Annotated in this window: 20 protein-coding genes and 2 pseudogenes; 11 read left to right on the top strand and 11 right to left on the bottom strand. The window is 64.4% G+C overall.

Annotated features, from left to right (window positions below; translation table 11 throughout):
- Positions 1-60: 60 nt before the first annotated feature.
- The 3 genes from ACIBI6_RS04975 to hutH form a co-directional block, all read right to left on the bottom strand.
- The gene (locus tag ACIBI6_RS04975) at positions 61-1,260 is read right to left on the bottom strand and encodes an allantoate amidohydrolase (RefSeq protein ID WP_396955346.1); all 1,200 of its coding nucleotides are present in this window, start codon (positions 1,258-1,260) and stop codon (positions 61-63) included.
- The gene (gene hutU, locus ACIBI6_RS04970; RefSeq protein ID WP_396955345.1) at positions 1,257-2,909 is read right to left on the bottom strand and encodes a urocanate hydratase; all 1,653 of its coding nucleotides are present in this window, start codon (positions 2,907-2,909) and stop codon (positions 1,257-1,259) included. Before hutU ends, ACIBI6_RS04975 begins: the two co-directional genes overlap by 4 nt.
- 140 nt (positions 2,910-3,049) lie before the next feature.
- A complete protein-coding gene (hutH, locus tag ACIBI6_RS04965; RefSeq protein WP_364354940.1) occupies positions 3,050-4,606 on the bottom strand; it encodes a histidine ammonia-lyase in 1,557 nt (518 codons plus the stop codon).
- A gap of 101 nt (positions 4,607-4,707) precedes the next feature.
- On the opposite strand from hutH, the gene ACIBI6_RS04960 reads away from it, so the two are divergent.
- Both ACIBI6_RS04960 and ACIBI6_RS04955 read left to right on the top strand, forming a co-directional pair.
- Positions 4,708-5,490 (top strand): IclR family transcriptional regulator, encoded by a 783-nt coding sequence (locus ACIBI6_RS04960; protein ID WP_364354937.1) that lies wholly within the window; start codon positions 4,708-4,710, stop codon positions 5,488-5,490.
- Positions 5,491-5,666: 176 nt separating this feature from the next.
- Positions 5,667-6,989, top strand: coding sequence for a family 1 glycosylhydrolase (locus ACIBI6_RS04955; RefSeq protein WP_396955344.1), 1,323 nt, complete (start codon positions 5,667-5,669; stop codon positions 6,987-6,989).
- Here the strand turns inward: ACIBI6_RS04955 and ACIBI6_RS04950 are convergent.
- The 6 genes and pseudogenes from ACIBI6_RS04950 to ACIBI6_RS04925 all read right to left on the bottom strand — a co-directional run bounded on the left by ACIBI6_RS04950 (position 6,986) and on the right by ACIBI6_RS04925 (position 11,264).
- Positions 6,986-7,144: a hypothetical protein gene (locus ACIBI6_RS04950; RefSeq protein ID WP_364354931.1), complete on the bottom strand. Its 159-nt coding sequence runs from the start codon at positions 7,142-7,144 to the stop codon at positions 6,986-6,988. The two genes, ACIBI6_RS04955 and ACIBI6_RS04950, sit on opposite strands and share 4 nt — an antisense overlap.
- 43 nt (positions 7,145-7,187) lie before the next feature.
- A complete protein-coding gene (gene dmpI, locus ACIBI6_RS04945; RefSeq protein ID WP_364354928.1) occupies positions 7,188-7,373 on the bottom strand; it encodes a 4-oxalocrotonate tautomerase DmpI in 186 nt (61 codons plus the stop codon).
- A 150-nt stretch (positions 7,374-7,523) separates the two neighbouring features.
- Positions 7,524-8,132, bottom strand: a complete 609-nt coding sequence (locus ACIBI6_RS04940; protein ID WP_396955343.1) for a LysR family substrate-binding domain-containing protein — start codon at positions 8,130-8,132, stop codon at positions 7,524-7,526.
- Between the two features lie 139 nt (positions 8,133-8,271).
- Positions 8,272-8,397: pseudogene (locus ACIBI6_RS04935) on the bottom strand (LysR family transcriptional regulator); the annotation flags it as partial.
- Between the two features lie 283 nt (positions 8,398-8,680).
- Positions 8,681-9,385 (bottom strand): hypothetical protein, encoded by a 705-nt coding sequence (locus tag ACIBI6_RS04930; RefSeq protein WP_364354922.1) that lies wholly within the window; start codon positions 9,383-9,385, stop codon positions 8,681-8,683.
- A gap of 349 nt (positions 9,386-9,734) precedes the next feature.
- Positions 9,735-11,264 (bottom strand): phytoene desaturase family protein, encoded by a 1,530-nt coding sequence (locus ACIBI6_RS04925; protein ID WP_396955602.1) that lies wholly within the window; start codon positions 11,262-11,264, stop codon positions 9,735-9,737.
- A gap of 151 nt (positions 11,265-11,415) precedes the next feature.
- Here ACIBI6_RS04925 and ACIBI6_RS04920 point away from each other — a divergent pair, with 151 nt between their 5' ends.
- The 3 genes from ACIBI6_RS04920 to ACIBI6_RS04910 all read left to right on the top strand — a co-directional run bounded on the left by ACIBI6_RS04920 (position 11,416) and on the right by ACIBI6_RS04910 (position 16,628).
- Entirely contained in the window at positions 11,416-12,966 is a 1,551-nt protein-coding gene (locus ACIBI6_RS04920) for an amino acid permease (RefSeq protein WP_364354916.1), read from the top strand.
- A 43-nt stretch (positions 12,967-13,009) separates the two neighbouring features.
- The gene (locus ACIBI6_RS04915; protein ID WP_396955342.1) at positions 13,010-15,403 is read left to right on the top strand and encodes an ATP-binding protein; all 2,394 of its coding nucleotides are present in this window, start codon (positions 13,010-13,012) and stop codon (positions 15,401-15,403) included.
- Positions 15,404-15,668: 265 nt separating this feature from the next.
- Positions 15,669-16,628 (top strand): glycoside hydrolase family 19 protein, encoded by a 960-nt coding sequence (locus ACIBI6_RS04910; RefSeq protein WP_396955341.1) that lies wholly within the window; start codon positions 15,669-15,671, stop codon positions 16,626-16,628.
- A gap of 78 nt (positions 16,629-16,706) precedes the next feature.
- On the opposite strand, the gene ACIBI6_RS04905 is transcribed toward ACIBI6_RS04910, so the two are convergent.
- Both ACIBI6_RS04905 and ACIBI6_RS04900 read right to left on the bottom strand, forming a co-directional pair.
- The gene (locus tag ACIBI6_RS04905; RefSeq protein ID WP_396955340.1) at positions 16,707-17,321 is read right to left on the bottom strand and encodes a dihydrofolate reductase family protein; all 615 of its coding nucleotides are present in this window, start codon (positions 17,319-17,321) and stop codon (positions 16,707-16,709) included.
- Between the two features lie 83 nt (positions 17,322-17,404).
- Positions 17,405-18,601, bottom strand: a pseudogene (locus tag ACIBI6_RS04900) (PucR family transcriptional regulator); the annotation flags it as partial.
- 180 nt (positions 18,602-18,781) lie between these two features.
- Here ACIBI6_RS04900 and pruA point away from each other — a divergent pair.
- The 6 genes from pruA (at position 18,782) to ACIBI6_RS04870 (ending at position 26,491) form a co-directional block, all read left to right on the top strand.
- A complete protein-coding gene (pruA, locus tag ACIBI6_RS04895) occupies positions 18,782-20,428 on the top strand; it encodes an L-glutamate gamma-semialdehyde dehydrogenase (RefSeq protein WP_396955339.1) in 1,647 nt (548 codons plus the stop codon).
- Positions 20,428-21,387: a proline dehydrogenase family protein gene (locus ACIBI6_RS04890; RefSeq protein ID WP_364354901.1), complete on the top strand. Its 960-nt coding sequence runs from the start codon at positions 20,428-20,430 to the stop codon at positions 21,385-21,387. The genes pruA and ACIBI6_RS04890 overlap by 1 nt, the downstream gene beginning before the upstream one ends.
- 164 nt (positions 21,388-21,551) lie before the next feature.
- Positions 21,552-22,985: an amino acid permease gene (locus ACIBI6_RS04885; protein WP_364354898.1), complete on the top strand. Its 1,434-nt coding sequence runs from the start codon at positions 21,552-21,554 to the stop codon at positions 22,983-22,985.
- Positions 22,986-23,184: 199 nt separating this feature from the next.
- Complete coding sequence (locus ACIBI6_RS04880; protein ID WP_364354895.1) at positions 23,185-23,985, top strand: NAD(P)-dependent oxidoreductase; 801 nt, start codon at positions 23,185-23,187, stop codon at positions 23,983-23,985.
- Between the two features lie 116 nt (positions 23,986-24,101).
- A complete protein-coding gene (locus tag ACIBI6_RS04875; RefSeq protein WP_364354891.1) occupies positions 24,102-25,490 on the top strand; it encodes a sugar porter family MFS transporter in 1,389 nt (462 codons plus the stop codon).
- A complete protein-coding gene (locus ACIBI6_RS04870; protein ID WP_364354888.1) occupies positions 25,487-26,491 on the top strand; it encodes a beta-propeller fold lactonase family protein in 1,005 nt (334 codons plus the stop codon). The genes ACIBI6_RS04875 and ACIBI6_RS04870 overlap by 4 nt, the downstream gene beginning before the upstream one ends.
- Positions 26,492-26,497 lie beyond the last annotated feature (6 nt).

The following is a 26,497-nucleotide window of genomic DNA, read 5'->3' as shown; positions in this document are numbered from 1 at the left end:
CGGCCGCGCTCCCATGCATCGGATTCCGATGACACAGATCTGACGCCTGAACCCGCGTGCTCATTTCGCCAAATCCTCGAGCACGCGAGCCAGGCTCGCTGCGCCGAAGTCCACATCCGCGGGTTCGGAATACTCCTGCGGCGCATGGCTGATACCGGTCGGATTGCGCACGTAGAGCATGCCGGAGGGCACATGGGCCGCCAGGATCCCCGCATCGTGCCCCGCGCCGGTCGGTAGAGCGGGTACACCTCCCAGTACTGCGTCCATTCGGCCTCGCAGTGTCTTGTCGAAAACGACATCGTCCGAATAGGATTCCTCGGTAACGGTGATCTCGCAGCCCTCGGTGGCCGCCGCCTCGCGTGCGAATCCGGCGATATCCTCGACCAGCGCGGCGGTGCGGCCGTCTCCGGCGACGCGCGCGTCCAGCCACAGATCCACGGTCGAGGCAATGACATTCGTGCCGCCCGGTGTGGGCATCAGCTTGCCGACCGTAGCCCTGGCATCCTCGGTGGCCGCGGCAACCCGGCGCGCGGCCGCGATCACAGCGGCCGCGGGCAGCATCGGATCGTGACGGTCGGACATGCGGGTCGCACCCGCATGATTTCCCTGCCCGGTGAAGGAGAACCGGTAGCGCCCGTGCGCGATGATGCTGCTGCCGGTCGCGACCGGGCTGTCCAAGTCGATCAGTCCGCGTCCCTGTTCGACATGCAATTCGACGAAGCAGCCGATACTGGCGAGCGCTTCGGGATCCGCGCCGAATCGATCCGGATCCTGCCCCGCTTTGGCCGCGGCCTCCGCAAAGGTGATCCCAGCGGCGTCGCGTAGTCCGCGCGCCCGGTCGGCGTCGATGGCACCGGTGAGCAACCTCGACCCCAGGCATGGCACCCCGAAACGTCCACCCTCCTCCTCCGCGAACACCAATAGTGCGAGCGGCTTCACAGGAGTGAAACCCTCCGCGCGCAAGATATCCACTGCCGCGAGCGCGCTCGTCACTCCGAGCGGGCCATCGAACGCGCCCCCACCAGGCACCGAGTCCAGATGACTCCCCGTGACCACCGCACCGGCCCCCGGGCTCCCCCACCACGCCCAGACATTTCCGTTGCGATCCGTCGTTACATCCAGACCGCGCCGGGCCGCCTGCTCGATGAACCAATCCCGCAATTCCAGTTCGGCACGATCGAAGGCGTGCCGCGAGTATCCGCCGCGCCGTGCGTCGCGGCCCACATCCGCGATTTCGGCGAGCAAGCCATTCGCCGTCACTTGTTCTCCTGCATGGGGATTCGCACGCCACGCTCCTCGGCGACCGCGCTGGCCCGCTCGTACCCGGCATCCACATGCCGAATGACGCCCATACCGGGGTCATTGGTGAGCACGCGCTCGATCTTTTGCCCGGCCAACGCGGTTCCATCGGCGACACAGACCTGTCCGGCGTGAATGGACCGCCCCATGCCCACCCCGCCGCCGTGGTGAATCGAAACCCAGCTCGCGCCCGAAGCGGTGTTGACCAGCGCATTGAGCAGCGGCCAGTCGGCAATGGCATCGGATCCATCGGCCATGGCCTCGGTTTCGCGATACGGCGAGGCGACACTGCCGGAGTCGAGGTGGTCACGGCCGATCACCACCGGGGCCCGCAAATCACCGTTGGCGACCATCTCGTTGAAGCGGAGTCCGGCCAGGTGTCGCTCACCGTAGCCGAGCCAGCAGATGCGGGCCGGAAGTCCTTGGTAGGCAACGCGTTCCCCGGCCATGGTGATCCAGCGGTGCAGGGATTCGTGCTCCGGGAACAGTTCCAGCATGGCGCGGTCGGTCGCGGCGATATCCGCCGGATCACCGGACAGCGCGGCCCAGCGGAACGGCCCCTTGCCCTCGCAGAACAAGGGTCGAATGTAGGCGGGCACGAAACCCGGGAAGTCGAAGGCCCGTTCGCAGCCACCGAGTTTCGCCTCACCTCGCAGCGAATTGCCATAGTCGAAGACCTCGGCACCACGATCGAGGAACCCGAGCATCGCATCGACGTGCTCGGCCATGGATTCGCGGGCGCGATCGGTGAATTCGTCGGGCTTCTTCGCGGCGTAATCGGCCCAGTCCTCGACTGCGACACCGCGCGGCAGGTACGCGAGGGGGTCGTGCGCCGAGGTCTGGTCGGTGACGATATCGATCTCGACACCCGCCGCGAGCAGCTTGGGCAGCACCTCGGACGCATTGCCGATCAGACCGACCGACAGCGCCTTTCGTTCCTTGCGCGCCTTCGACACCCGACGCACCGCATCATCGAAATCGGTGGCGATCTCGTCGAGATAGCGGTCGTGCACGCGCCGCTCGGCGCGCGCCGGATCGCATTCGACGACCAGGGCGACACCGCCGTTCATGGTTACCGCCAACGGCTGCGCACCGCCCATGCCGCCCAATCCTGCTGTGAGCGTGACGGTTCCGGCCAGGGTGCCACCGAAACGCTTATCCGCCACGGCGGCGAAGGTCTCGTAGGTGCCCTGCAGAATGCCCTGGGTGCCGATGTAGATCCACGAACCCGCGGTCATCTGCCCGTACATGGTGAGGCCGAGCGATTCCAGTCTGCGGAACTCCGGCCAGGTCGCCCAGTCCCCGACCAGATTCGAATTGGCGATCAGCACCCGCGGCGCCCATTCGTGCGTCCGGAATACGCCCACGGGCTTACCCGACTGGACCAGCAGGGTCTCGTCGGCCTCGAGCGTGGTGAGGGTGCGGGTGATTGCATCGAAGCTGGCCCAGTTCCGCGCCGCCTTACCGGTGCCGCCGTATACCACCAGGTCCTGCGGCCGCTCCGCCACGTCGGGATCGAGATTGTTCTGCAGCATCCGCAGGGCGCCCTCGGTCTGCCAGTTCTTGGCCGTCAGTTGCGTGCCGCGCGCCGCGCGCACTGTCCGTGTCATCGGATTGCCTCCATATCAACGAATTGCCGATCCGTCCCGCAGGTCGGTGTCGGATAGCTACTGGTGACCTCGCATGACCATGTGTGCAAGCCTGATTCGCCATGTGGGAACCGGATCGCTTCGGGTGTTGGCAAGGGAGCTCACTTTCCTGAGGTGTCGAGGAGGGGGGTGACCGCGGCCAGCAGTTCGCCGGAACGGATGAGTTCCGTCGCGGCGGCGATTTCCGGGGCGAGATGTCGGTCCGGTCCCGGACCGTCGACCTCGGTGCGCAACAGGGCGACAGCGGCCGCAGTGGCCGGGCCCGGATGCAATGGGCCTCGTAAATCCAACGCTCTTGCGGCCGTGAGATATTCGATGGCGAGCACAGCGGCCAGACCGTCGACGGCCCTGCGCAATTTGCGCGCGGCCGACCAGCCCATCGACACATGGTCTTCCTGCATCGCACTGCTCGGAATCGAATCCACCGAGGCGGGCATGGCGAGGCGCTTGAGCTCGCTTACGATTCCGGCCTGGGTGTACTGGGCGATCATGTGACCGGAATCGACACCAGGATCGGCCGCGAGGAAGGCCGGAAGGCCGTGCGAGCGTGCGACATCCAGCATCCGGTCGGTGCGCCGCTCAGCCATGCTCGCGACATCGGCGATCGGAATAGCCAGGAAGTCCAGGACATACGCCACCGGAGCGCCGTGGAAGTTGCCGTTGGATTCCAACCTGCCATCGGCGAGCACGACGGGGTTGTCGATCGCCGAGGCCATTTCGCGTTCGGCCACCAATTCGGCGTGCGCGACGGTGTCGCGGGCGGCACCGTGTACCTGCGGTGCGCAGCGCAACGAATACGCGTCCTGCACTCGGTTGCACTCCGGCCCCCGGTGGCTGGCAACGATTTCCGATCCCGCAAGCGCGGCCGCCATACGGCGCGCCGACACCGCTTGGCCCGGATGCGGACGCAACGCCTGCAAATCATCGGCGAAGACCCGGTCGGTGCCGAGGAGTGCCTCCACGCTCATGGCGGCGGTGATGTCGGCGACGTCGAGCAGTTGGTGCAGATCACTGATCGCGAGCGCCAGCATGCCGAGCATGCCGTCGGTGCCGTTGGTGAGCGCGAGCCCTTCCTTCTCGGCAAGAGTTACCGGGGTGATCCCCTTGGCACGCAAGGCTTCTGCGGCCGCAATCACCTTGCCGGAGGAGTCGGCGACCTCACCTTCCCCCATCAACGCCAAAGCGACCGCGGCCAAAGGCGCGAGATCGCCGGAGCAGCCGAGCGAGCCGAACTCGTGCACCACCGGCGTAATGCCCGCATTGATCAACGCGGCCAGGGTGCGAGCCGTCTCCGGTCGCACCCCGGTATGTCCCGTGGCCAGGGTGCGCAGCCGCAGCAGCATCATGGCGCGCACTACCTCGGTTTCGACCGGCGCGCCGGCGCCCGCGGCATGTGAGCGGATCAGCGACCGCTGCAGCGCGGCCCGACGCTCCGGCGGAATGTGCCGGGTGGCCAGTGCGCCGAAGCCGGTGGAGACGCCGTAGGTCGGGACCGTACCCGCGGCCAGCGCGTCGACATGCTGGCGCGCATGGGTCAGCCGCTTCTCGGCGGCCTCGCTGAATACCACCTTGGCGCCGTCGCGGGCAACGGCGACGATGCGTTCGATGGTCAGCGGTCCGTCCAGTTCCACGGGCGGTAACTGCGTGGTATCCGGCATAGGCCCATTCCACCGCCACCGGGGCGGGTGCAGAATGAGGCTGGGGCAGGTTCCGTCTGGTATCCGAGACACTGACCCGAACCGGCTTGGGAGGAAGTGGCATGGGAACGAGCAGCGACATCCCGGCGCTGCGGCGCGGCCTGGCCGTGCTGCAGCTGATGGCGACCCGGGCCGGACCGGTCTCCGCATCCACGGTCGCGCGTGAGCTGGACATCCCCCGCTCCACCACCTATCACCTGCTCGCGGAGTTGGAGCAGGCCCGTTTCGTCACCCGACTGCCCGCCGAACGGCGCTACGGCCTCGGTATCGCCGCCTTCGAATTGGGTTCGGCCTATCTGCGCCACGATCCGCTGGAGCGGGTGGCCGGACCGTTGCTGCGCGAGTTGGCCGGACGGGTCGGGCACAACGCGCACCTCGGAGTTCTGCACGGCAATGAACTGCTGTATCTGATCAAGGAACGCCCGGCGCGCCCTGAAACTCTGGTGACCGATGTCGGCGTCCGCCTGCCCGCGCAGTTGACCGCGTCGGGCCGGGCGATCCTGGCGCATCTACCGGCCGCCCATGTGCGGGCACTGTTCCCATCGGCGGCGGCCTTCGTACGTCGCACGGACCGCGGGCCGACCAGCCTCGCGGCGCTGCGCACCATCCTGGCCGCCGAGCGGCGGCGCGGTTGGGCGAGCGAAGACGGACATGTCACCGCCGGATTCGCCTCGGTCGCCTATCCGGCATTCGATCACGACCACCGGCCGATCGCGGCGATCAGCCTGACGCTGCGGCACCATTGCGAGCAGATCCCCTGCGCGGCCGATTGGTCCGGTCTCGCCGCGCAGGTGCGGTCGACCGCTGACGAGCTCACCCGCCGCATCGGTGGACGGGTGAGCTAACGACGCGAGTAGGTAGCAATCGAGACGAACTCCCAGGTCTTTTGACCACAAGCGCGACACACCGATCGCCTGCCCAGATTTCAGCAATCTCACAGTTACGCTGAGAGATCACTACCCGGGGCAATGCCCCACCAGGTGACGCACGACCAACAGTGCCGGATGGGGACAGGAGCTCGATGCGAACACCGATGCGCCGCCGCACCCTGGTCGGACTCGCGTTCATCGCGACCGCGCTACTGCTGCCCGGCATCACCATGCCGACCGCCCAGGCGACCATCGCTCCGTTCGGCCGGGAATTCCTCTGGGGCGTCGCATCATCGGGCTTCCAATCCGAAGGCCATGCGCCGGACAGCAATTGGACCCGCTATATCGAATCCGGCAACGCCGGGGACGACTACGAGAATTCGGTCGACTTCTACAAGCGCTACATCTCCGATATCAACCTGGCCGCACACCTCGGGGTCCGGGTGTATCGGATCGGCATCGAATGGGCGCGGGTCCAGCCGCAACCCGATACCTGGGACGAGGCGGCATTCGGCTTCTACGACAACGTGATAGCGCGCATTCTCGCGACCGGTATGCGGCCGATGCTCACCCTGGATCACTGGGTCTATCCCGGCTGGGCCGTCGATCGCGGCGGCTGGCGCAACCCCGGCATGGTCGAGGATTGGCTGGCCAATATGCGAAAGGTGGTGAGCCGTTATGGCTCTCGCGATCCGCTGTGGGTCACCTTCAACGAGCCCGCCGCCTACATCGGCACCGAACTTCGCATCGGCGCGATCACACCGGACGAGGCGCCCGCAGTGCTGGATCGAATTGCCCAGGCGCACAACGCAATCTACGACACCATCCATCAGAACCGGCCCGACGCGCAGGTCACCAGCAACCTCGGCTATGTAGCGAGCGCCGAGACCGAGGTGAATCAGCCGATCGTGGACCGGATCGCCGATAAGCTCGATTTCATCGGCGTCGACTACTATTTCGCGCCCCTGCCGGAAACGAACAAAGCAGTACAGGGTGGTTCGAACGAGGGTCCAGCGATCTGGGAACTCCCGATTCACACTGAGGGCATCTACTACGCGTTGCGCCATTACGCGCAGCTGTTTCCCGATCGCCCACTGTATGTCGTGGAGAACGGCATGCCCACCGAGGACGGCAAGCCACGCGCCGACGGCTACACCCGCACCGACCACCTGCGCGACACCGTCTACTGGCTCCAGCGCGCCAAAGCCGACGGCATGAACGTCGTCGGGTACAACTACTGGAGCCTGACCGACAACTACGAATGGGGCAGCTACACACCACGTTTCGGCCTCTACACCGTCGACGTCCGCACCGACCCCACGCTGGCCCGCAACCCCACCGACGCCGTCGACGCCTACCGCGGCGTCATCCAATCCGGCGGCGTCCCGACCACCTACCGTCCGTCCCGCCCGCCGGTCGAATGCGGCTTGGTCGACCCCCCGGACAGCTGCGACGAAACCGTCGCCTTTCCCTAGCCGAATACCCACACCCGACTGCAGACGAGCTGCACGCCGCCATCGAGCACGCCTTCGCGGCCGCCTCGGAGCACCGGGCGACCCTCTACGGATAGCAGCACCCGGGTGACCGGCCCGACCGGTAACCAGCGCGGCAGGTCATGCTTGATCGGCATGACCGCGACGGTATCGGTCGGGCTTCGGCACCCCTGCTGTGGGCTATTTCTTATCGGCGGTCAGCTGTCCGGCCGCGCCCCAGCTGTCGGCGGGCGTCTCGTGAATCCACACCTGGACGGTTTCGGCCGGAATTTTGTAGGCGTCGACGAAGGCGTCGGTGATCCGGCGGACCAGATCCCGCTCGAGTTCGACGGCGCGCGGACCCTGCTGGACGGTGACGATGGGCATTACTGATCTCCTGTCTGAAAAGGGTTGGGACAGACCGCATCCGGGTGATTCCGACTTGTTCGGCGGCCTGTTGTCAGTTCACCCGAAGCAAGGTCGTCGACCAAGGGCCAGTTCGTTCGCACAGCGATAACGAGTGCTTATTGTTGCGGCTCACTTCGCTAGGAGGTCGCGTAACAACGCCGAGCTGGGCGAATCGGTACCGGCCCGCAGGGCGACGGCAATCGGCAGGCTCAGGCCGCCGTCGGCGAACGGACGGAAGGCCACGCGCGGATTGTGCACCTGGCCGGCATTGGCGGCGTAGATCACCGTCCACATTGCGGCGGCGGTGCCGATCGCGGCCAAATTGTCCTGCAGAGTGGTGGCGGTCGGCGCCGGAACGGGCTCGAAACCCGCACGCTGACAAGACATCAGCACCAGGTCCACCAGTGCCGGATGATTGCGCCGCTCGGTCATCCGCAATGGCACCGGGGCCAGGTCGGACAATCGCACCGTCGCCTGTGCGGCCAGCGGATGCCGGGCGGGGAGTGCCGCGACGAGCGGGTCATCCCATGCGCGCAGATATTCGAGGGCGGGAGTTTCCTCGGCGGCGGGTGCACGGACGAACGCCGCGTCCAGCTGTCCGTCGGCGACCTGTGCCAACCGCTGGCGTACCGGCAGCGTGACCAACTCGATCCGCACCCGCGGAAGACGCTCGGCAAAGGCATCGAGGATGGCGTCCAGCCGGGTACCGAGTCCGGTAACTGTGCCGAGCCGGGGCACGCGAACCAGCCAGATCGGCCACCGCTGCCCGCGCCTGATCGGCGGCGATCAATACCCTGCGCGCCGCGGGCAGAAACCGCTGCCCGGCCTCCGTCAGCCGCACCCGCCGCGGCGACCGATCCAGCAGCTGAACCTTCAACTCCCGCTCGAGCCGCCGCACCTGCTGACTCACCGCCGGTTGCGCGATATGCAGGCGCTCGGCCGCTCGCCCGAAGTGCAGTTCCTCGGCCACAGTGACGAAATAGCGCAATTGGCGCAGCTCCATGGCGCAGGCTCCTCGGGATAGCGGTCCTTGTCGATTCATGAAACCAGCTACGACCAGCATGCGCGGGCTAGGCGCCGTCCAGCGTCGGCTCCTCGTAGAGATTCAACCCGTCCCGACCGGAGTCCGTGCCAGGAATCGGCCGTGGTGGATCAGTTGTCAGCAAGTCGAGCTAGTCCCGGTACCAGGCGACACTGCGCGCCAGATCGGTAACCGGCAACTTCGGGACCGACAGAACAAATCGGCGGGCGCTCAATGCGAGCGCCCGCCGATCGATGTGCCGGGTCTACTTCGGCGCCGCGAAAGGCTGGTTGATGGTGGTGAAGTACTGGATTGCGGCGGCGATGGCGACCGGGGCCGTGACGAAAATCTGTCCGGCGAGGGTACCTAGTGCGCCGACGGCGATGATGCCGCCGATGCAGCCGATGGCCGCGGCCGGGATGAACGGGCCGAAGAGGCCGACAATGGTGGCCGCGGCGACGGTCGCGCCCGCGATACCACCAAGGACACAGCCGACGGCGCCGCCACCGAGACCGCCGACCAGGGTGCCGACGGTGGCGCCCATGCTGATGGTGCTGGTCAGGCGGTTCCAGGCGGCTTGCTCACGGTCGTAGTCGGACTTCCACGGGGCCTTGTCCTCGAACGGCAGCGCGACCGGCTTGTACACGGCGTGAGCCATATCGAACTGCGGAGTCAGCGTCGCACTGTGATCCTGGATATCCGCCGCGATCGGGAAGATGAAATCGTCGACCCGGAACGACAGGTCGGTGCCCGCAAGGGTGGTTCCGTCGCCGGCCTTGATCTTGAAGACACCGTTCTCGTCGACCAGTGAACCGACATCGGTCTTGATAATGGTCGAGGACGGGGTCGTGGTAGCCGTGTAGTTCACGACGCCGTTGTCGGTTTCGGGAGCGGCATTCACGGTCCCGGCCGTGACACCGAGCGCCGCGATCACCAGCGCCGAGGTCGCGGCGAATTTCCTCATCAACATGCTTTGGTTCCTAACGGGGTGGACTTCGGAAGCAAGCCCATTAAAGCCGCAGCAAGGCATTGGTGTGTGATCAAATTGTTATTATTTGCCCGTCAATTGCCGCAAGGTCATGCGAGAGTTGATCATGATGTGATCTGCATCACATTGACGCCAGAATCAGCGTTAACGTGAGCCGATGGCACCTCATACGGGAAACCGGAACGCCGCAATCGGATTCCAACATGCGCAAACACAAATCCTCCAGCGAAAACCGCCACGACACATCCCGCTTCGACCACCCAAAGTAATGCGGAATATGCATGACGCAATCAAAAATGTGATGCCCCACACATCGGCGACCCACTCGTGGTCAGCGCGTTTCGAGAACCGCCATGGCGGCATTGTGGCCTGGGATACCGCTGACGCCGCCGCCGCGAATCGCGCCGGCACCGCAAATGAAGACGTTGGGCACGTCCGTGGCCACACCCCAGCGCGATGCCGGGGTATCAGTGTCGTCGCAGCGATAGGGGAAGGCCAGGTCTCGGTGGAATATGTGCCCGCCGGGGAGGCCGACCTCACGTTCCAGGTCTACCGGTGACTTGGCCTCGATACAGGGTGCACCGTCCTCGTCGAGGGCGAGGCAGTCGACAAGCGGTTCGGCGATCACCGCATCCAATTGGGCGAGTGCGGCTTTCACGGCCATCGCCTTCGCTGCCTCTGGATCTGTCTCGAAAAGTCTTGCCGGAGTGTGTAATCCGAACAACGTGAGAGTGTGCAGATCGGAGTCGGGTGCCAGGATCGAGGGATCGGTCAGGGTGTGACAGTAAATCTCCGACGGCGCGGCCGACGGGAACCGTCCACCGGACGCCTCGCGGTATGCCTGCTCCAGTTGTGAATACGATTCGGCGATATGGAATGTCCCGGAGAATGCCTCGCGCGGATCTGTGAAGGCATCGCGTAGGCGAGGTAGCCGCCGCAGTACCATATTCACTTTCAGTTGGGAGCCTTCGGGTTTCAGCTCCCCCGGTATACCGAGCAGCCGGGTGAGCTCATGCGGTGCGGCATTCGCGAGCACATGCCGCGCGCCGACCACACCGCCCTCATAGCGCACTTCGGCTGTGAAATTGTCGGATTCGACCTCGGTCACCGCACAACCGGTGATCAGCTCCGCACCGGCGGCACGGGCGGCATCGGCGAGTGCGTCGGTGAGCGCGCCCATACCGCCGATCGGCACATCCCAGTCGCCGGTGCCGCCACCGATCACGTGGTAGAGGAAGCACCGGTTCTGCCGCAGTTCAGGATCGTGCGCATGGGTGAAGGTACCGATGAGCGCATCGGTGAGCACAACCCCGCGCACGGTGTCGTCGGCAAAGGTCGACTCGACCGTCTCCCCCAGCGGCCGCTCGAACAGCGCCGCCCAGGTAGCGGGATCATCGACGACCCGCTCGAGCTCCGAACGTGTCGGCAACGGTCGCGTCAGCGTCGGAAACACCCGCTGCGCGAGCCGGCCGGTTGCGCTGTAGAACTCCTGCCACGCCCGGAAATCTCGATCCGATCCGGTGAGCCGCACGAAGCTCTCCCTGGTCTTGGCCTCGGAGCCGGTATCGACCAGCAGTCCGCCGTCCCCGACCGGCGTATACGACGAGATCCGCCGACGCCGCGTCACGAACCGCAGCTCGAGCTCCTCGACGATCTGGCGCGGCAGCAGACTCACCAGATACGAATACCGTGACAACCGCGCGTCGACACCCGCAAACACCCGGTCCGAAACCGCGGCCCCACCGGTGTGCTCTCGGCGCTCCAGCACCAGCACCGAACGCCCGGCTCGCGCCAGGTATGCGGCGGCCACCAGCCCATTGTGACCGCCACCGACCACCACCACGTCATAGGAGGAGCGCATCGGTCGCATCCGTTCTGCCTACCACGGATTGCGCGATTGCCGAGAGATTACGGCCCGGTTTCCATATTTCCCTGCGATTGACCAGCACTCACTTCACACTTAGCTTCTGGCAAACGCAGTATGAGGGCGGCGTTTTCACCCGGGAGCGATCATGACCGAAGCCACCACACCATCCGATGACGAACGGCGCCTCGCCGAACTCGGCTACAAACAGGAATTGGCCAGGTCCTGGTCCGGATTCTCCAACTTCGCGATCAGCTTCACCATCGTCTCCATCCTGACCGGCGGATTGGCCAGTTATGGCATCGGTCTGGCCAACGGCGGCCCGATCACCATGGCATGGGGTTGGCCGCTGGTCTCGGTCATGGTGTTGTTCGTCGGCCTCGCAATGGCCGAATTGGCCTCGGCCTACCCGACTTCCGGCGGTCTTTACTGGTGGGCGTCCGAATTGGGCGGCCCGGTCTGGGGCTGGTTCACCGGGTGGTTCAACCTGATCGGCCAGATCGCGGTGACCGCCGCCATCGACTACGGCGCGGCCATCTTCACCACCGCGGTGCTCAATGTGATCGGCATCGATATCGGAACCGACCGCACCGCAATCTTTTTGGTCTTCACCGCGATCCTGATCCTGCACGCCGTACTCAATGCGCTCGGCCCGCATCTGTCCGCGGTGATCAACAATATTTCGGCCTGGTGGCATGTCGGCGGTGTGGCGATCTTCGTTGTCGTCCTCGGTTTCGGCGCGAGCCACCATCAGAGCGTCGGCTTCGTCTTCACCGAAACCGTGGACAACAGCGCGGTCGGCTTCGGTGGTGTGGCGTTCAGCTTCCTGCTCGGATTGCTGCACGCGCAGTACACATTCACTGGCTACGACGCATCTGCGCATATGTCGGAGGAAACCCACGATGCCGCGCGCACGGCAGCCAAGGGCATCATCAACACCATTGTCGTCTCGGCTGTTGCCGGATATCTGCTCATCATGGCAGTGACCTTCGCCATCCCGAATCTCGACGATGCGCTGGATCCGACGAAGAACAGCGGCTACCCGGTGATCTACATCCTGGAGAACTCGCTGAATTCGTTCTGGTCCGGTCTCTTGCTGATCATCGCCGCGATTGCGCAACTGTTCTGCGGCTACGCCTCGGTCACCTCGGCCTCGCGCATGCTGTTCGCCTTCTCCCGTGACGGTGCGGTGCCGGGATCGGCCTATTGGTCGCGACTTTCGGCCCGCAAGGTGCCGGTGCACGCGGTGTTGTTCATCTCGTTCTTCTCGTTCGTCCTACTGATCCCGTCGATGCTGGTTCCCGCGCAGAACGCGCCGACCGCCTACGCGGCAGCCACGTCCGTCGCTACCATCGGTCTCTACATCGCCTACGGCATCCCGATCCTGTTGCGCCAACTGCACGGCAGCCGATTCCACACCGGCCCTTGGCAACTCGGCCCCTGGTATCGACCTGTCGGCGTCATCGCGTTGATCTGGATCGTGCTGATCAGCCTGTTGTTCATTCTGCCGACCGATGACCGCGGCTACCCCTGGAACAGCGAATTCACTTGGAACACCGTCAATTACGCACCGATCACCCTGGCCGGCGTGGTGGGCGCGATCGGCATCTGGTGGCTCGCATCAGCCAAACACTGGTTCACCGGACCCAGGCGAACGGTCGTCGGGACCGGCGAGTCCGAGGCACCCGTACAGGCCTGACCTGCCCATATCGGTGGTCGCACGGTGGGGATAGAGTCGACATGTGTCCGTGGAAATCGATTTCCGCGCCGTGTTCGAGTCCGCACCAGGTCTGTACCTGGTGCTCGATCCCGACCTGTGTATCGTCGCGGTGACCGACGCATATGCCGCCGCGACGATGACCGAACGCCGGCACATCCTCGGCAAGAGCATTTTCGAGGTATTTCCGGACAATCCAGACGATCCGACGGCAGAAGGAGTCCGTAACCTGCGGGTTTCGCTGGAACGGGTGCTGCATGACCAAGTCACCGATGCGATGCCGATACAGCGCTACGACATCCGCAGGCCCGACGGCGCCTTCGAACAGCGATTCTGGAGCCCGACCAACTCCCCGGTTCTCGGTACCAACGGCGAGCTGCGCTATGTCATACACCGCGTCGAGGATGTCACCGATTTCATCCAGCTCGAAGCATCCGACGCGGCCAAACAACAGGAAACGGCCGCGCTGCGGGCTTCGAGGCAGGAAATGGAACAGGAGGTGTTCGCCCGAGCCCGTGAGGTCGCCGAAACCAGCCGACAGCTCAAGGAGGCCAATGCCGAGCTCGCTCAGTTGTACGCTCGCGCGAAGGAACTGGACGAACTGAAGAGCCAGTTCGTCGCCAATATCAGCCACGAGCTGCGAACCCCACTCATGTTGATCTTGGCGCAGACACAAAAGTCGCTCGACCGGTGCGCGCCCGCCGACCGCGATGACCTCGAGCTGATCCTGCGCAATGCGCGCATACTGCGGCGTCAGATCGACGATCTGCTCGACGCCTCGAAGCTGGAGACGGACGCGATACGACCCGATTACGCCTGGATCGATGTCACCGAGCAAGTGCGGCTCGGCTCGGCCTTCTTCGAGTCCATGGCTGTCGACCGCGGCATCCGCCTGGCCGTCGACGCGCCGCAGCCCGTTCCCGCCGCACTCGATCCCGAACACCTGCAGCGCATCCTGCTGAACCTGCTGTCCAACGCCTTCAAGTTCGTCACCGAAGGAGGCGTTATCCGCTGCACCGTGCGCCCTGCCGAGGACGATGTCGTCATCGAGATCGCCGACAGCGGCCCAGGCATACCGGCCTCGCATCGCACCGCCGTCTTCGAGCGGTTCCGTCAGGTCGATGGTGGGGCGACCCGGTCGGTGGGCGGCACCGGTTTGGGTCTGAGCATCGTCCATGATCTGGTGCGCCTGCACCGCGGTGACATCACTATCAGCGACGCACCCGAGGGCGGCGCGATGATCATTATCGAACTACCGCGAGCCGCCCCGCCCGGCACTCCGGTCCGCCGGTCGGCCACCGAGCCGACACCGATTCGGACGAGTAACGCCGCCGACGCGATCATCGCGGAGCTGACGCACGAAAGCGGCGACCGCACCACCCGGGTGGATACCGGATCGGATGAGTCGGAACCGAAGCCGTCGGTCATTGTCGTCGAGGACAACGCCGACCTCAACGCCTTGATTCGGGAAGCGCTATCGGAGTCCTATCGGGTCATCACCGCCGACAACGGCGGCAAGGGACTGCGGCTGGCCCGAGCACACCGGCCGGATCTGATCCTGTGCGACATCATGATGCCGGGCATGAGCGGCGACGAACTTCTGCGCGAGCTACGCAACGACCACGAGCTGCGGAACACTCCGGTACTCATCGTCAGCGCACGCGCGGACGAGCAGTCGCGACTGGATCTGCTGCGTGGCGGTGCCAACGACTACCTGCGGAAGCCGTTCGAGCTCGACGAACTCCAAGCACGGGTGGACCATCTGGTGAACCTCCGGCTGGCCGAGACACGACTGCGCGCCTTGCGGGTCATCAACGAACGCGACCGCATCGCCCACGAACTGCATCGCACGGTGATCGATCAACTGTTCGGCATCGGGATGCGACTGAGCGGGGTACGTCCGCTGGCCCGCGTGCCGGCCATCGCCGCCCGCATCGACGGCGCGGTCCGAGAACTCGACGCCGTCATCCATCAGATCCGCCATACCGTCACCGGACTCGCCGCGGATGTCGAGAACGCGACCCCGTTCCGAACGCAGATCATGGAACTCACCAGCGAGGCGGCCGAGGCACTCGACGCACAGTCCCAAGTCTGCTTCGAAGGACCGGTCAACGATCTCGATCCCGGTCCCGAATCCGCAGCGCTCGGTGCCGTAGCACGGGTACTCGGCACAGTGCGTCAGCGGGCAGTCGCCGAGGATATCCGGGTCAACGTCACCCTCGATGACCGCCAACTTGCCATCGTCATACACGAAATCATGTGGGCACCAACTGATCTCGCAGGTTCGGAGCCCGAGTCCGAACCATTGTCGCAAACACTTGTCGGCTACGGCGCGACCCTGACGGTCACCACACCCACACCCACCGAAACGGCTTGGTCACTGACGATCCCTCGCACCGAGCAGATGCTGACGGAATAACACCTAGGCCCACCGCTGGGGAGTCGAGGCCCGAAAACGCCGAACTCGTTGTGAGAGAATGCCGAGAATGGGCGGCTCCCCGTACGACCCGATCGACCTCGAGCCCTGGTGGAGCGCCAGATATGGACCGCTCGCGCCGCCGAAGCAGACCGTATCGCCGGTAGTAACACAGGCGCGCGAGGAGATCGACAAGCTGGCGGCACCGCCCGGCTCTTCGCAGGCCATGCAACATGCGGTCGATCTCGCTCGGACGGCATTTCGATTGATGGTCGACCAACTCGGCACCGGAAACCCCTCCGATATCCCTGATCTGACAGCCCTGCTCGATGCGGCGAACCTCTACGATGTGGCCAATAAATCCGTGGTCACCGCGCATTACAATACGAAAACGGCCGAACTGACAGAGCTGACCGCCGGTTTGAAAGAGCGCGATACCAAGCTCTCGGGCAAAGTCGGGGATGTCGCCGGCGATAACGCGAAGATGGCCAAGGAGATCCGAGACGAAGCGCAATCGCTGGGGTTGATCCTGCAGGCGGCTTCGTTGGCTGTCTTCGCGGTAATGGGCAAGTTGACAGCGAGTGATGAAAAGGCGCTGTTGACCGTCATCGTCACGAAGGTCCTGCATGTGGAGAACGACTTCCGCGACCTCCTCGGAACGAACTCCGAGCGGGCCGGGCAGATGAGTCCGGTGACCTTGGAACAACTCGCAGCAATCTTCCCCGACACCCCGAAGAGCAAACTGGAGAAGTATCTCCCTTACCTCGACCAGGCAATGCGTGACTACGGGATCGATACGCCCAAGCGTGCGGCCGCTTTCCTTGCACAGGTTGGAGTGGAGACCGACGATCTGAAAACCCTCGAAGAGTACGGCGACAAGGCCTACTTCGAGCGGAACTACGGGGCACGCAAGGACCTCGGAAACCAGCGGCCCAGTGACGGAGCAGACTTTCACGGTCGAGGCGCTCTGCAACTGACCGGGCGCACCAACTACCGCAAGGCAAGCGATGCCCTCGAGGTCGATTTCGTCGGAAACCCCGACCGAGCCGAAGACCCGAGGTACGCCTTCGCTACTGCGGGATGGTACTGGGACTCCAAGGATTTGAACGACGACGCAGATAAATCAGACATCGACGCGATCACACATTCGATCAATGGCGGAAGCAACGGGAGCGCAGAGCGCACCGAGAATTACAGCCGCGCGCGTAAGGTCCTCGACGCGCAATGATCGAATCGAAGCCGATGGCTCCGCGATCGTAGCTGCACGAGTGGCACATGGTTGCGAAACCATGTGCCACGAAAATCCTCAATCCTCTTGGGGCAGGAACTGTTTCGCGTATTCGTATCCCTCGGTGCCGGCCGCCGGCGCCTTCGCGTAAACCAGATGTATGACACCGGTTTTGAAGGTGTCGGACGAAAGCAGTTGCAGCGCAAGCACGGAGTCGGTCTCCTTGAACAATCGCAGGCCCTTGCGCACCGCGATCGGGTGCACCAGCAGGTGCAGTTCGTCCAAAAGCCCGACCTCGAGCAGTTGGCGGACAATGGATACCGATCCGCTGATGCCGATGGGTGCTTCGCCGGGCTCGTTCTTCAGCGCCGTGACGGCCTCAACCAGATCACCCTTCAGCACCTCGGAGTTGCGCCAGGTGAAGGTAAGATCCTGATGCGTGACCACGATCTTGCGTGCGTCGCCGAGCTTCTTGGCCATTTCGGCATCGACATCGCCCGCAGCCTCCCGCTCCGGCCACGCCCCGGCGAAACCCTCGTAGGTCTTGCGGCCCAACAGCAGCGTATCGGCCGCGCCGAGCTGGCTGTCGACGGCCGTGGCCATCTCGTCGTTGAAGTACGGGAAATGCCAATCCTGGGGGTTCTCGACAACGCCGTCGAGTGCGATGAACAGTCCGGCGGTGATTTTCCGCATCGGTATCTCCTTGGTCGGTTATTGATGCCGTGTCACCAGATCAGACGGACGGGAGCCGGAATAATCATCGCTGGTGCGCTCGCCTATTCCGGCGATCGGCGATGCAGGGCGAGTTGGAGTTCGAGCAGCAGGCGATCGGCGGGATCGGTGAGGTCCATCCCGACAATGTCCTCGACCCGGCGGATCCGGTAGCGCAGGGTGTTCGGGTGCACCTGTAGTGCTGTCGCGGCATTGCGCACATCGCCGTGTTCGCGCAGGTAGGTCTCGACGCTCTCGCACAGATTCGCGGAGTGCTTGCGGTCGTAGTCCAGCAGCTTGCGCAGGCGTGGATCGTGCAGTTCCGACCGTGCGCCGACGAGATCGAGGATTTCGCCGAGCAGCACCGCGGTGCGCGATTCGGCCAGCGTGGTCACCCGACCGCGCGGATAGGTCGCGGCGGTGCTGTCGAGGACCCGGTCCACCTCGGAGCGCGCGTCCGCGACATGCGCCAGATCAGGTATGGGACAGGCGATGGCGGCGCGCAATTCGAGTTTCGCTTCGAGCTGTTCGACCAGCTGACGGGTCCACGCGGTCACGGCATGCGCGGATCGGTATTGCGGCAATAGCACATACACCCGATCGCCGAGGATGGTGGTCACCGAATCACCGCGAAATGAGCTGGCGCGCAAGCGAAGCATATTGCCGAAGGCGGCGGGTGACTTCACACCGGGAGCGGCCGCGAAGCCGACCACCGCGGCCGGACCGGTCAGCGGCAGATTCAACGCACTCGCCACGGCGGGCACGTCGGCGGTCCCACCACCGGTCCCGAATAGTCGTTGAATCAGCAGCGCCTCGGCGGAGGGCGCGTCCAGGCTGCGCGAAATCAGCCGGGCGGCAATGGCCGAGGCGCCGCGCAGTATCTGCGCGGCATCAGGTTTGAACGGCCGGTCGCCCTGCTGCAGCCAGATCGAGCCGAGCACCCGCGGCGCACTCCCCTCGGCATGTTCGCGAATGCTCACCACCAGACGGCGCTTGATATCCAGCTCTTCGTGCGCCGGTATATCGATGACATCGTCGGTTCCGCGCAACCGATCGAACACACCCCACTTGCGCAGTACCTGCAGATAGTCGCGCGGTCCCTCCCGGCCGAGGATCGACAGCACCCGCAGCTGGTCGGCCGCCTGATCCGAGGCCGAATATGCGAGCACATGTGATTGCGGGTCCTCGATGGACACCATCCCGCCCGCATTCTGGGCAACCATCTGCGCCAATCCGAACAGATCCAGGTCCGCGGCCACCAACTCGCCCTCGCTAGCCACGACCACTGCCCACTTTCATACGACTCGCCAATCCGGTCATCCCATCTTTGTCCGCTTGTCCGATTCTGCGGGCTGTTTTGCCGTGTTGACTTCGGCTCACCGTCATATTCCAGCGCCGCTAGCGATTGCTTGCAGGTCGCTCGAAACAACACAGGAGGACTCATGGACGCCATCGTGTCCACGCCACCCCCGGCCAATGAGCCGGTCGGCACCTTCGCACCGGGCAGCGCCGAACGCGCACGACTGCGGGCGAAACTGACCGAACTGGCCGCGACGCCGACCGAGATCCACCACGTCATCGGCGGCGAACACCGGCGCGGCTCGGGTAAGAGCATCGACGTCGTGCAGCCGCACAATCACGCCGCCGTACTCGGCACCCTCACCACCGCCGAGGCCGGCGACGTCGAGGATGCGATCGCCGGCGCCTGCGCCGCCGCACCCAGCTGGCGGGCGCTGTCCTTCGAGGATCGCGCCGCGATCTTCCTGCGGGCCGCAGATCTGCTGTCCGGCCCGTGGCGCGAAACCATCGCCGCCGCAACCATGTTGGGGCAGTCCAAGACCGCTTACCAGGCCGAGATCGACGCACCGTGCGAACTGGTCGACTTCTGGCGCTTCAATGTGCATTTCGCCCGGCAGATCCTGGCCGACCAGCCGATCTCCACCCCGGGTGTGTGGAACAAGATCGAATACCGCCCGCTCGAGGGCTTCGTCTACGCAATCACCCCGTTCAACTTCACCGCGATCGCGGGCAATCTACCGACCGCACCCGCCCTGATGGGCAATACGGTCCTGTGGAAGCCATCGCCCACCCAGGCGGTGGCCGCGTATTGGACGATGAAACTGCTCGAGGCCGCGGGTCTGCCACCCGGTGTCATCAATATGGTGCACGGCGCGGGCCCGAAGATCTCCGATGTCGCGTTGACCGATCGGCGGCTGGCGGGCATCCACTTCACCGGTTCGACCGCGACCTTCCAGCATCTATGGCGTTCGGTCGCGATGAATATCGCCGACTACAACACCTATCCGCGCCTGGTCGGTGAGACCGGCGGCAAGGATTTCGTGCTGGCACACAGCTCGGCGGATCCGGATGTGCTGACCACCGCGCTGATCCGCGGCGCATTCGACTATCAGGGCCAGAAGTGCTCTGCCGCCTCGCGTGCCTTCATCCCGAAGTCGGTGTGGGCCAAGATGGGTCGCGATCTCATCGACAAGGTCGACGCGCTGACCTACGGCGATGTCACCGATTTCGCGCATTTCGGCGGCGCGGTCATCGATCAGCGCGCCTTCGACCGCAATGCCGATGCCATCGCCCGCGCCAAGGCCACCTCGGGTCTGACCATCGCGGTGGGCGGACATGCCGACGACAGCGTCGGATATTTCGTCGACCCGACCATCCTGCTCGGCGACGACCCCACCGACGAGGCATTCAGCACCGAATACTTCGGCCCGATTCTCGCGGTCCACGTCTACGACGATTCGGTCGCCGGATCCTTCGAGGCGGCGCTCGACCTGGTCGACGGCGGTTCGGCCTACGGCCTGACCGGCGCGATCATCGCCGACGACCGCACTGCCGTGGCCAAGGCGACCGAAAGCCTGCGCTTCACCGCCGGCAACTTCTACATCAACGACAAGCCCACCGGCGCGGTCGTCGGTCAGCAGCCCTTCGGCGGATCCCGCGCGTCGGGCACCAATGACAAGGCCGGCTCGCCCCAGAACCTGTTGCGCTGGACCTCTGCCCGCACCATCAAGGAAGCCTTCGTCCCGCCGACCGAGCATACCTATCCGCACCAGGCACCCGAGGAGATCTGATGGCCATTTCCGGTCTGCTTCGCCCAGCCATGCTGGCCGCCTCGCGCTCGCCGCGCATGGAGCGCACCGTCACCCGCATGTCGACCACCAAGAAGCTGGTCGACCGCTTCGTCGCTGGTGAATCCGAGCCGAATGCTGTTGCGGCCGTGGAGAATCTGCTGAGATCGGGTCGGTATATCACCGTCGATTACCTCGGCGAGGACACTACCGATATCGAACAGGCGCGCAATACGGTGACGCACTATCTGTCACTGCTGTCGTTGCTCAGTTTGCTGCGTGAGGCTGGAAGCCCTGGGCCGCTGGAGGTTTCGCTCAAGCTTTCGGCGCTCGGCCAATCCCTGCCGGCGGACGGCCACGCGATCGCCCGCGAGCACGCGCACCAGATCTGCACCGCCGCAGCGGATGCGGGTGTTTTGGTCACCATCGACGCCGAGGATCACACCACCACCGATTCGACGCTGTCGATCGTGCGGGAGTTGCGTGCCGACTTCCCGTCGCTCGGTACGGTTCTGCAGGCCTATCTGCGGCGCACCGAGGCCGACTGCCGGGACTTCTCCGGTCCGGGCTCGCGAATTCGCCTGTGCAAGGGCGCATATCGCGAACCGGCGTCGGTGGCATATCAGAGCCGGGCCGATGTCGACCAGTCCTATCTGGACTGTCTGCGGGTGCTGATGAACGGTGACGGCTATCCGATGGTCGCGACCCACGATCCGGCACTCATCGAGGCGGCCGGAGTGTTCGCCACCGCAACCCGGCGCAGCTGCGACGATTTCGAATTCCAGATGCTCTACGGCATCCGCGACGCCGAACAGCGCCGACTCGTCGGCGAAGACCGGCATGTGCGGGTCTATGTGCCCTATGGCGATCAGTGGTACGGCTACTTCATGCGCCGTCTCGCCGAACGCCCGGCCAATGTGGCGTTCTTCCTGCGCTCACTGCGACCGGGCAGCCAGCGCTGATCCCGTGCTCGGCGGTCTTGTCTGTGCAGTCGGACAAGGCCGCCGAGGTTTATTTATCCAACTCAACGATCACAGCGCGTTTATGGTCCGATTAGCTGAGTGCTGCTCAGAATGTGATCTGCGTTACTGCATGTCGGGTAGCGCAGAGGATGAAAGGAAGACCAATGTCCCTCGCGGAGTTGCGCAGCCAGATGTTGCGCCGTAAACCCCTCGAGCAGATCGAGGAGGAGACCGGGCCCACGGACGAGCAACTGAAGCGGTCACTCGGACTGTGGCAGCTCACGGCGATCGGCGTCGGCGGCATCATCGGCGCGGGCATTTTCGCGCTGGCCGGTTCGGTCGCGCATTCCGTCACGGGCCCGGCGGTGCTCATCTCGTTCCTGATCGCCGGTGTCGCCAGCGCCTGCGCGGCGCTGTGCTACGCGGAATTCGCCGGGATGGTGCCGAAGGCCGGATCCGCCTACACCTACGGCTATGTCTCCCTCGGCGAAATCGCGGGCTGGTTCATCGGCTGGGATCTGCTGCTGGAATACATCGCGGTGGCGGCGGTGGTCGCGATCGGCGTCTCCGGATACTTCAAATTCCTACTGGGACAAGTCGATATCACGCTGCCCGATTGGATGATGGGCGCGCACGGCACCGGAGAGGGGCACGTGATCGACGTCTTCGCGGTGCTGTTCTGTTTGGGCACCGCGTGGTTGCTCTCGCGCGGCATCAAGAGCGTCGGTCGCTTCGAGACGGTCGCCGTCGGCATCAAGGTCGCCTTGGTCGTGCTGATCATCGTGCTCGGCGTCTTCCACATCGACAGCTCCAACTACACCCCGTACTTCCCGTTCGGTGCCGGCGCGGTATGGACCGGTGCGGCAACGGTCTTCTTCGCCGTCTTCGGCTATGACGCGATGAGCACCGCCGCCGAGGAATCCATCGACGGCAAGAAGCATCTGCCCAAGGCCATCATCTACTCGCTGGCCATCGCGATGGTGCTGTATGTGCTGGCCACGCTGGTGCTGACCGGGATGCAGAAGTACACCGAGATCAGCCCGACCAGCGGTTTCTCCACCGCGTTCGAATCGGTCGGCATGCCGGGCGTCGCGAATATCATCGCGATCGGCGCGATCGTCGGCATCATCACGGTGGTACTCACCTTCATGCTCGGCGTGACCCGGGTGTGGTTCGCGATGAGCCGCGACGGGCTGCTGCCGGAGTGGTTCGCCAAGACGCATCCGGTGCGCAAGGTGCCGACCCGGGTGACCTGGATCGTCGGCATCGGATCCGCGACCATGGCCGGTCTGCTCGATATCACCGTGGTAGCCGAGCTGACGAATATCGGCATTCTGATGGCCTTCATCGTGGTCTCGGTCGCGGTAATGGTGCTTCGTCGGACCCGGCCCGATGAGCCGCGCGCATTCAAATTGCCGCTCATGCCGGTGGTGCCACTGGTCGGTATCGGCTTCTCGATCTACCTGATCTGGTCGTTGCCGTGGGAGACCTGGGTGCGCTTCCTGGTGTGGCTGGTTATCGGGCTGGCCGTGTACTTCGGGTACTCGCGGATGCATTCCAAGTTGCAGCGCGACGGGGACGTCTCGCTGGCGAAGTAGACGATCGACCGATGCCGCAACGGCATCGGTCGATACAGAAATGGTCTTGGACAGGCATCAGTACGGGGCCATACCCTTCTGACACGTTCGGGTGGAAGTGACCTACCCCACACTTCCACCCGGCACACAGGAGGAAACCAATGTGCGCGGACCGCAGTTCTGTCGGCATTTTCCGCTATATGAGCGAGACCGATGCCCCATGACTGATCACCGAATTCTGATAACCGGCGCCGGCGGCGGAATCGGCACGCTCATGCGGCCCCGCCTACGGCGTCCCGATCGCGTTCTGCGGCTACTGGATCTGACCGAACTCCCCGCGCCGACCGCAGGCGAGCGGGTCGAGCTCGTCACCGGATCGCTTGCCGATCCGGCCACCATCGCAGCGGCCTGCCGAGACGTGGATGCGATCATCCATCTCGGCGGAATCAGTCGCGAAGACAGCTGGGACAACGTTCTCGCCGTCAATATCGACGGCACGCATAAGGTTCTGGAGGCGGCGCGGCAGGCCGGTGTGCCGCGGGTCGTGCTCGCTTCGAGTAACCATGCCGTGGGATTCCGCGCCGTGGGCGACGAACCGATTCCCGGCGATGCCTCGCCCCGACCCGATACCTATTACGGTGTCAGCAAAGTCGCCGTCGAGGCGCTCGGCAGTCTCTATCACTCCCGCTTCGGCATGGACGTGATCTGCATCCGGATCGGCTCGTGTTTCGAACGTCCACATGATGCGCGCGGACTGTCGATGTGGTTGTCCCCCAACGATTGTGCACAATTGTTCGAGGCCTGCTTGGCTGCCGAGCGACCAGGCTATCGGGTGATCTGGGGCGTCTCCGCCAATACCCGTGCCGTCGTATCACTGCGCGAGGCCGAAGAACTCGGCTACCGCAGCCAGGACGACGCCGAACAGTTCGCCGCCGATATTCCCACTGTCAACGATCCCGGTCCGTGGCTTATCGGCGGCCCCTTCGTGGAAACCCCACTCGGCAAACCGAATCCGCTCTGACCTCCACCGAAAACGCATCACCCGATACACAGACGGAATCGTCTTTCTCCGAACTTCGCGCCATCAGCATGTGACGCTGATGACACTTTGCTCCACCGCGAAAGAAGTACCGCACAATGCAATTCAATACAACGGCCGCGCCGAAATCGGCGCTCGCGTCCAACGTCAAATTTCTCTATTTCTTCGGCGCTCTCGGCGGCATTCTCTTCGGTTACGACCTCGGGGTCATCTCCGGTGTGCTGTTGTTCATCAAGAAGTCATGGCACCTGTCCTCGGTGACACAGGGCGTGATCGGCGGCTGCTTGGCCGCCGGTGCCGTGATCGGCGCGGCCATCGCCGGACGGATCACCGATCGGCTGGGCAGGCGGCGAACCATCATGCTGGCCGCAGCGGTCTTCTCGGTCGGGGCGCTCGGCTGTGCGCTCGCACCCAATGTGACGGTCCTGGTGATTGCCCGCTTCATTACCGGTATCGCGGTGGGGTGTTCGTCGGCGACCGTACCCACCTACCTGTCGGAACTGGCCCCGACCAGGGCCCGCGGCGCATTGTCGACGTTGAATCAGCTGATGATCGTCTCGGGCATCCTGATCGCCTACATCGTGGACTGGGCGCTGTCCGGCAGCGGTAACTGGCGCATGATGTTCGCGGTCGCGGTGATTCCCGCTGCGGCGCTGTTGGCGGGTATGTCGGTGCTGCCGGAGACGCCGCGCTGGCTGGTCCATGCCGGGCGCGAGGAGGAAGCACGGGCCGTGCTGGCGGGAACCCATCGGGCCGATGAGATCGAATCCGAGATAAACAGTATCCGTTCGGTCATTCGATTGGATGAGCAGCAGAAGGGGCGGCTGCGCGATCTGTTGGCACCGTGGGCGCGGCCCGCCTTGGTCGTGGCGCTTATTCTGGCTGTCGGACAACAGTTCTCGGGCGTCAATGCCGTGAATGTGTACGCGCCGACCATGTTCAAAGATCTCGGCTTCGGGAATTCGACCTCACTGCTGGCTTCCATTGTGCTGGGTGCGATCAAGGTGGCATTCACGGCCTGGGTGATCTTCGTGGTAGACCGTTGGGGCCGAAAGCCTTTGCTGCTGCTCGGCAATGTGTGTATGGCCTCGTCCCTGTTCCTGCTCGGCGCCATCGTGCTCGGTGTGCACAATCACACCATTACCGGCCTCACCACGCTGATTCTGCTCAATGTCTATCTCGCGGGTTACGAATTGGGTTGGGGCGCGGTGGTGTGGGTGATGATGGCGGAGATCTTCCCGCTGCGGGTGCGCGGTGTCGGCATGGGCGTCGGCAGTGTCGTGCTGTGGAGTTCGACCTTCGCCATCACGTTCCTGTTCCCGGTGATGAACGATCACCTCGGACTCGGCTATTCGGCCTGGATCTTCGCCGCGGTCAGCGTGGTGATGTTCCTGCTGGTACAGCGGTTCGTGCCGGAGACCAATGGTCGCAGTCTGGAACAAATCGAGTTGGAACTGCGAGCCCGGGTCAGCCGAAAATCCGCATGAGCGTGGTCTATGTCTCGAATGCCGACAGTCGCGAAATCTCGGTGCTGCGACTCGACGACGACGGTGCGCTGACGCTCGTCGAGTCGTGGCCGGTGGACGGCGCGGTGATGCCCATGGCGATGAGTCCGGACCACCGGTACCTCTACGCATCGCTGCGCTCGGCCCCCTTCGCGGTGGCGGTATTCGCCACAGATCCGGCGACGGGGCGGTTGACACCGCTATCGACCGCGCCGTTGCCGGACAATATGGCCTATCTCGCGACGGATCGAAGCGGGCGTTATCTGCTGAGCGCTTCGTATTCGGGCGACAAGATCGCGGTCAATCCGATCGCATCCGATGGCAGCGTCGGACCGCCGGTCACGGTGGAATCGACACCGCGGCATGCGCATTCGATACTGACCGATCCGTCGAACCGGTATCTGTTCGCGGCATCACTCGGCGGTGATGTGATTCTGCAGTACCGCTTCGATGCCCGAACCGGCCGGCTCACACCGAATGAGCCGCCGCGGGTCGAGGCCGCACCTGGCGCTGGTCCGCGCCACCTCGTATTCCATCCGTCCGGCTCCTTCGCCTATGTGGCGAATGAGCTGGACGGTACGGTGAACAGTTACCGCTTCGAATCCGATACGGGCACGCTCACTCTGATCGCCTCAGCGTCGGTGCTGCCGCCCGAATCAGATGGGCCACCCTGGACTTCAGAGCTGCGCCGCACACCCGATGGCCGCTATCTCTATGTGACCGAACGGACTTCGAGCACGATCACCGGATTCCGTATCGACTCGGCGACCGGGCTGCTCGATCCGCTCGGACACACGCCCACCGAGACCCAGCCGCGCGGATTCGCCATCGATCCCAGCGGGCGGTTCCTGGTGGTCGCGGGGCAGAAATCCGATGCCGTCACCAGCTACGCCATCGATCCCGCGACCGGCTCGCTCATCCCGCGCCAACAACTCGGTGTCGGTCGCGACCCCAACTGGGTCGAGATCGTCACCCTCAGATGAATACCT

Source organism: Nocardia sp. NPDC050412 (assembly GCF_044458825.1).
In the GTDB taxonomy this organism is placed as follows: Bacteria; Actinomycetota; Actinomycetes; order Mycobacteriales; family Mycobacteriaceae; genus Nocardia.
This window is presented reverse-complemented; position numbering and strand designations above follow the sequence as displayed.

What these genes read in the sequence shown, in the direction of transcription:
- dmpI (WP_364354928.1), bottom strand. Translation starts at nt 7,373, where the DNA reads ATGCCCATCGTCACCGTCCAGCAGGGTCCGCGCGCCGTCGAACTCGAG.
- ACIBI6_RS04925 (WP_396955602.1), bottom strand. Translation starts at nt 11,264, where the DNA reads ATGCGCTCCTCCTATGACGTGGTGGTGGTCGGTGGCGGTCACAATGGG.
- ACIBI6_RS04955 (WP_396955344.1), top strand. Translation starts at nt 5,667, where the DNA reads ATGCGAACACCGATGCGCCGCCGCACCCTGGTCGGACTCGCGTTCATC.
- hutU (WP_396955345.1), bottom strand. Translation starts at nt 2,909, where the DNA reads ATGACACGGACAGTGCGCGCGGCGCGCGGCACGCAACTGACGGCCAAG.
- ACIBI6_RS04930 (WP_364354922.1), bottom strand. Translation starts at nt 9,385, where the DNA reads ATGTTGATGAGGAAATTCGCCGCGACCTCGGCGCTGGTGATCGCGGCG.
- ACIBI6_RS04950 (WP_364354931.1), bottom strand. Translation starts at nt 7,144, where the DNA reads ATGCCGATCAAGCATGACCTGCCGCGCTGGTTACCGGTCGGGCCGGTC.
- ACIBI6_RS04920 (WP_364354916.1), top strand. Translation starts at nt 11,416, where the DNA reads ATGACCGAAGCCACCACACCATCCGATGACGAACGGCGCCTCGCCGAA.
- pruA (WP_396955339.1), top strand. Translation starts at nt 18,782, where the DNA reads ATGGACGCCATCGTGTCCACGCCACCCCCGGCCAATGAGCCGGTCGGC.
- ACIBI6_RS04910 (WP_396955341.1), top strand. Translation starts at nt 15,669, where the DNA reads ATGGTCGACCAACTCGGCACCGGAAACCCCTCCGATATCCCTGATCTG.
- ACIBI6_RS04875 (WP_364354891.1), top strand. Translation starts at nt 24,102, where the DNA reads ATGCAATTCAATACAACGGCCGCGCCGAAATCGGCGCTCGCGTCCAAC.
- ACIBI6_RS04885 (WP_364354898.1), top strand. Translation starts at nt 21,552, where the DNA reads ATGTCCCTCGCGGAGTTGCGCAGCCAGATGTTGCGCCGTAAACCCCTC.
- ACIBI6_RS04880 (WP_364354895.1), top strand. Translation starts at nt 23,185, where the DNA reads ATGACTGATCACCGAATTCTGATAACCGGCGCCGGCGGCGGAATCGGC.
- hutH (WP_364354940.1), bottom strand. Translation starts at nt 4,606, where the DNA reads ATGCCGGATACCACGCAGTTACCGCCCGTGGAACTGGACGGACCGCTG.
- ACIBI6_RS04905 (WP_396955340.1), bottom strand. Translation starts at nt 17,321, where the DNA reads ATGCGGAAAATCACCGCCGGACTGTTCATCGCACTCGACGGCGTTGTC.
- ACIBI6_RS04870 (WP_364354888.1), top strand. Translation starts at nt 25,487, where the DNA reads ATGAGCGTGGTCTATGTCTCGAATGCCGACAGTCGCGAAATCTCGGTG.
- ACIBI6_RS04960 (WP_364354937.1), top strand. Translation starts at nt 4,708, where the DNA reads ATGGGAACGAGCAGCGACATCCCGGCGCTGCGGCGCGGCCTGGCCGTG.
- ACIBI6_RS04890 (WP_364354901.1), top strand. Translation starts at nt 20,428, where the DNA reads ATGGCCATTTCCGGTCTGCTTCGCCCAGCCATGCTGGCCGCCTCGCGC.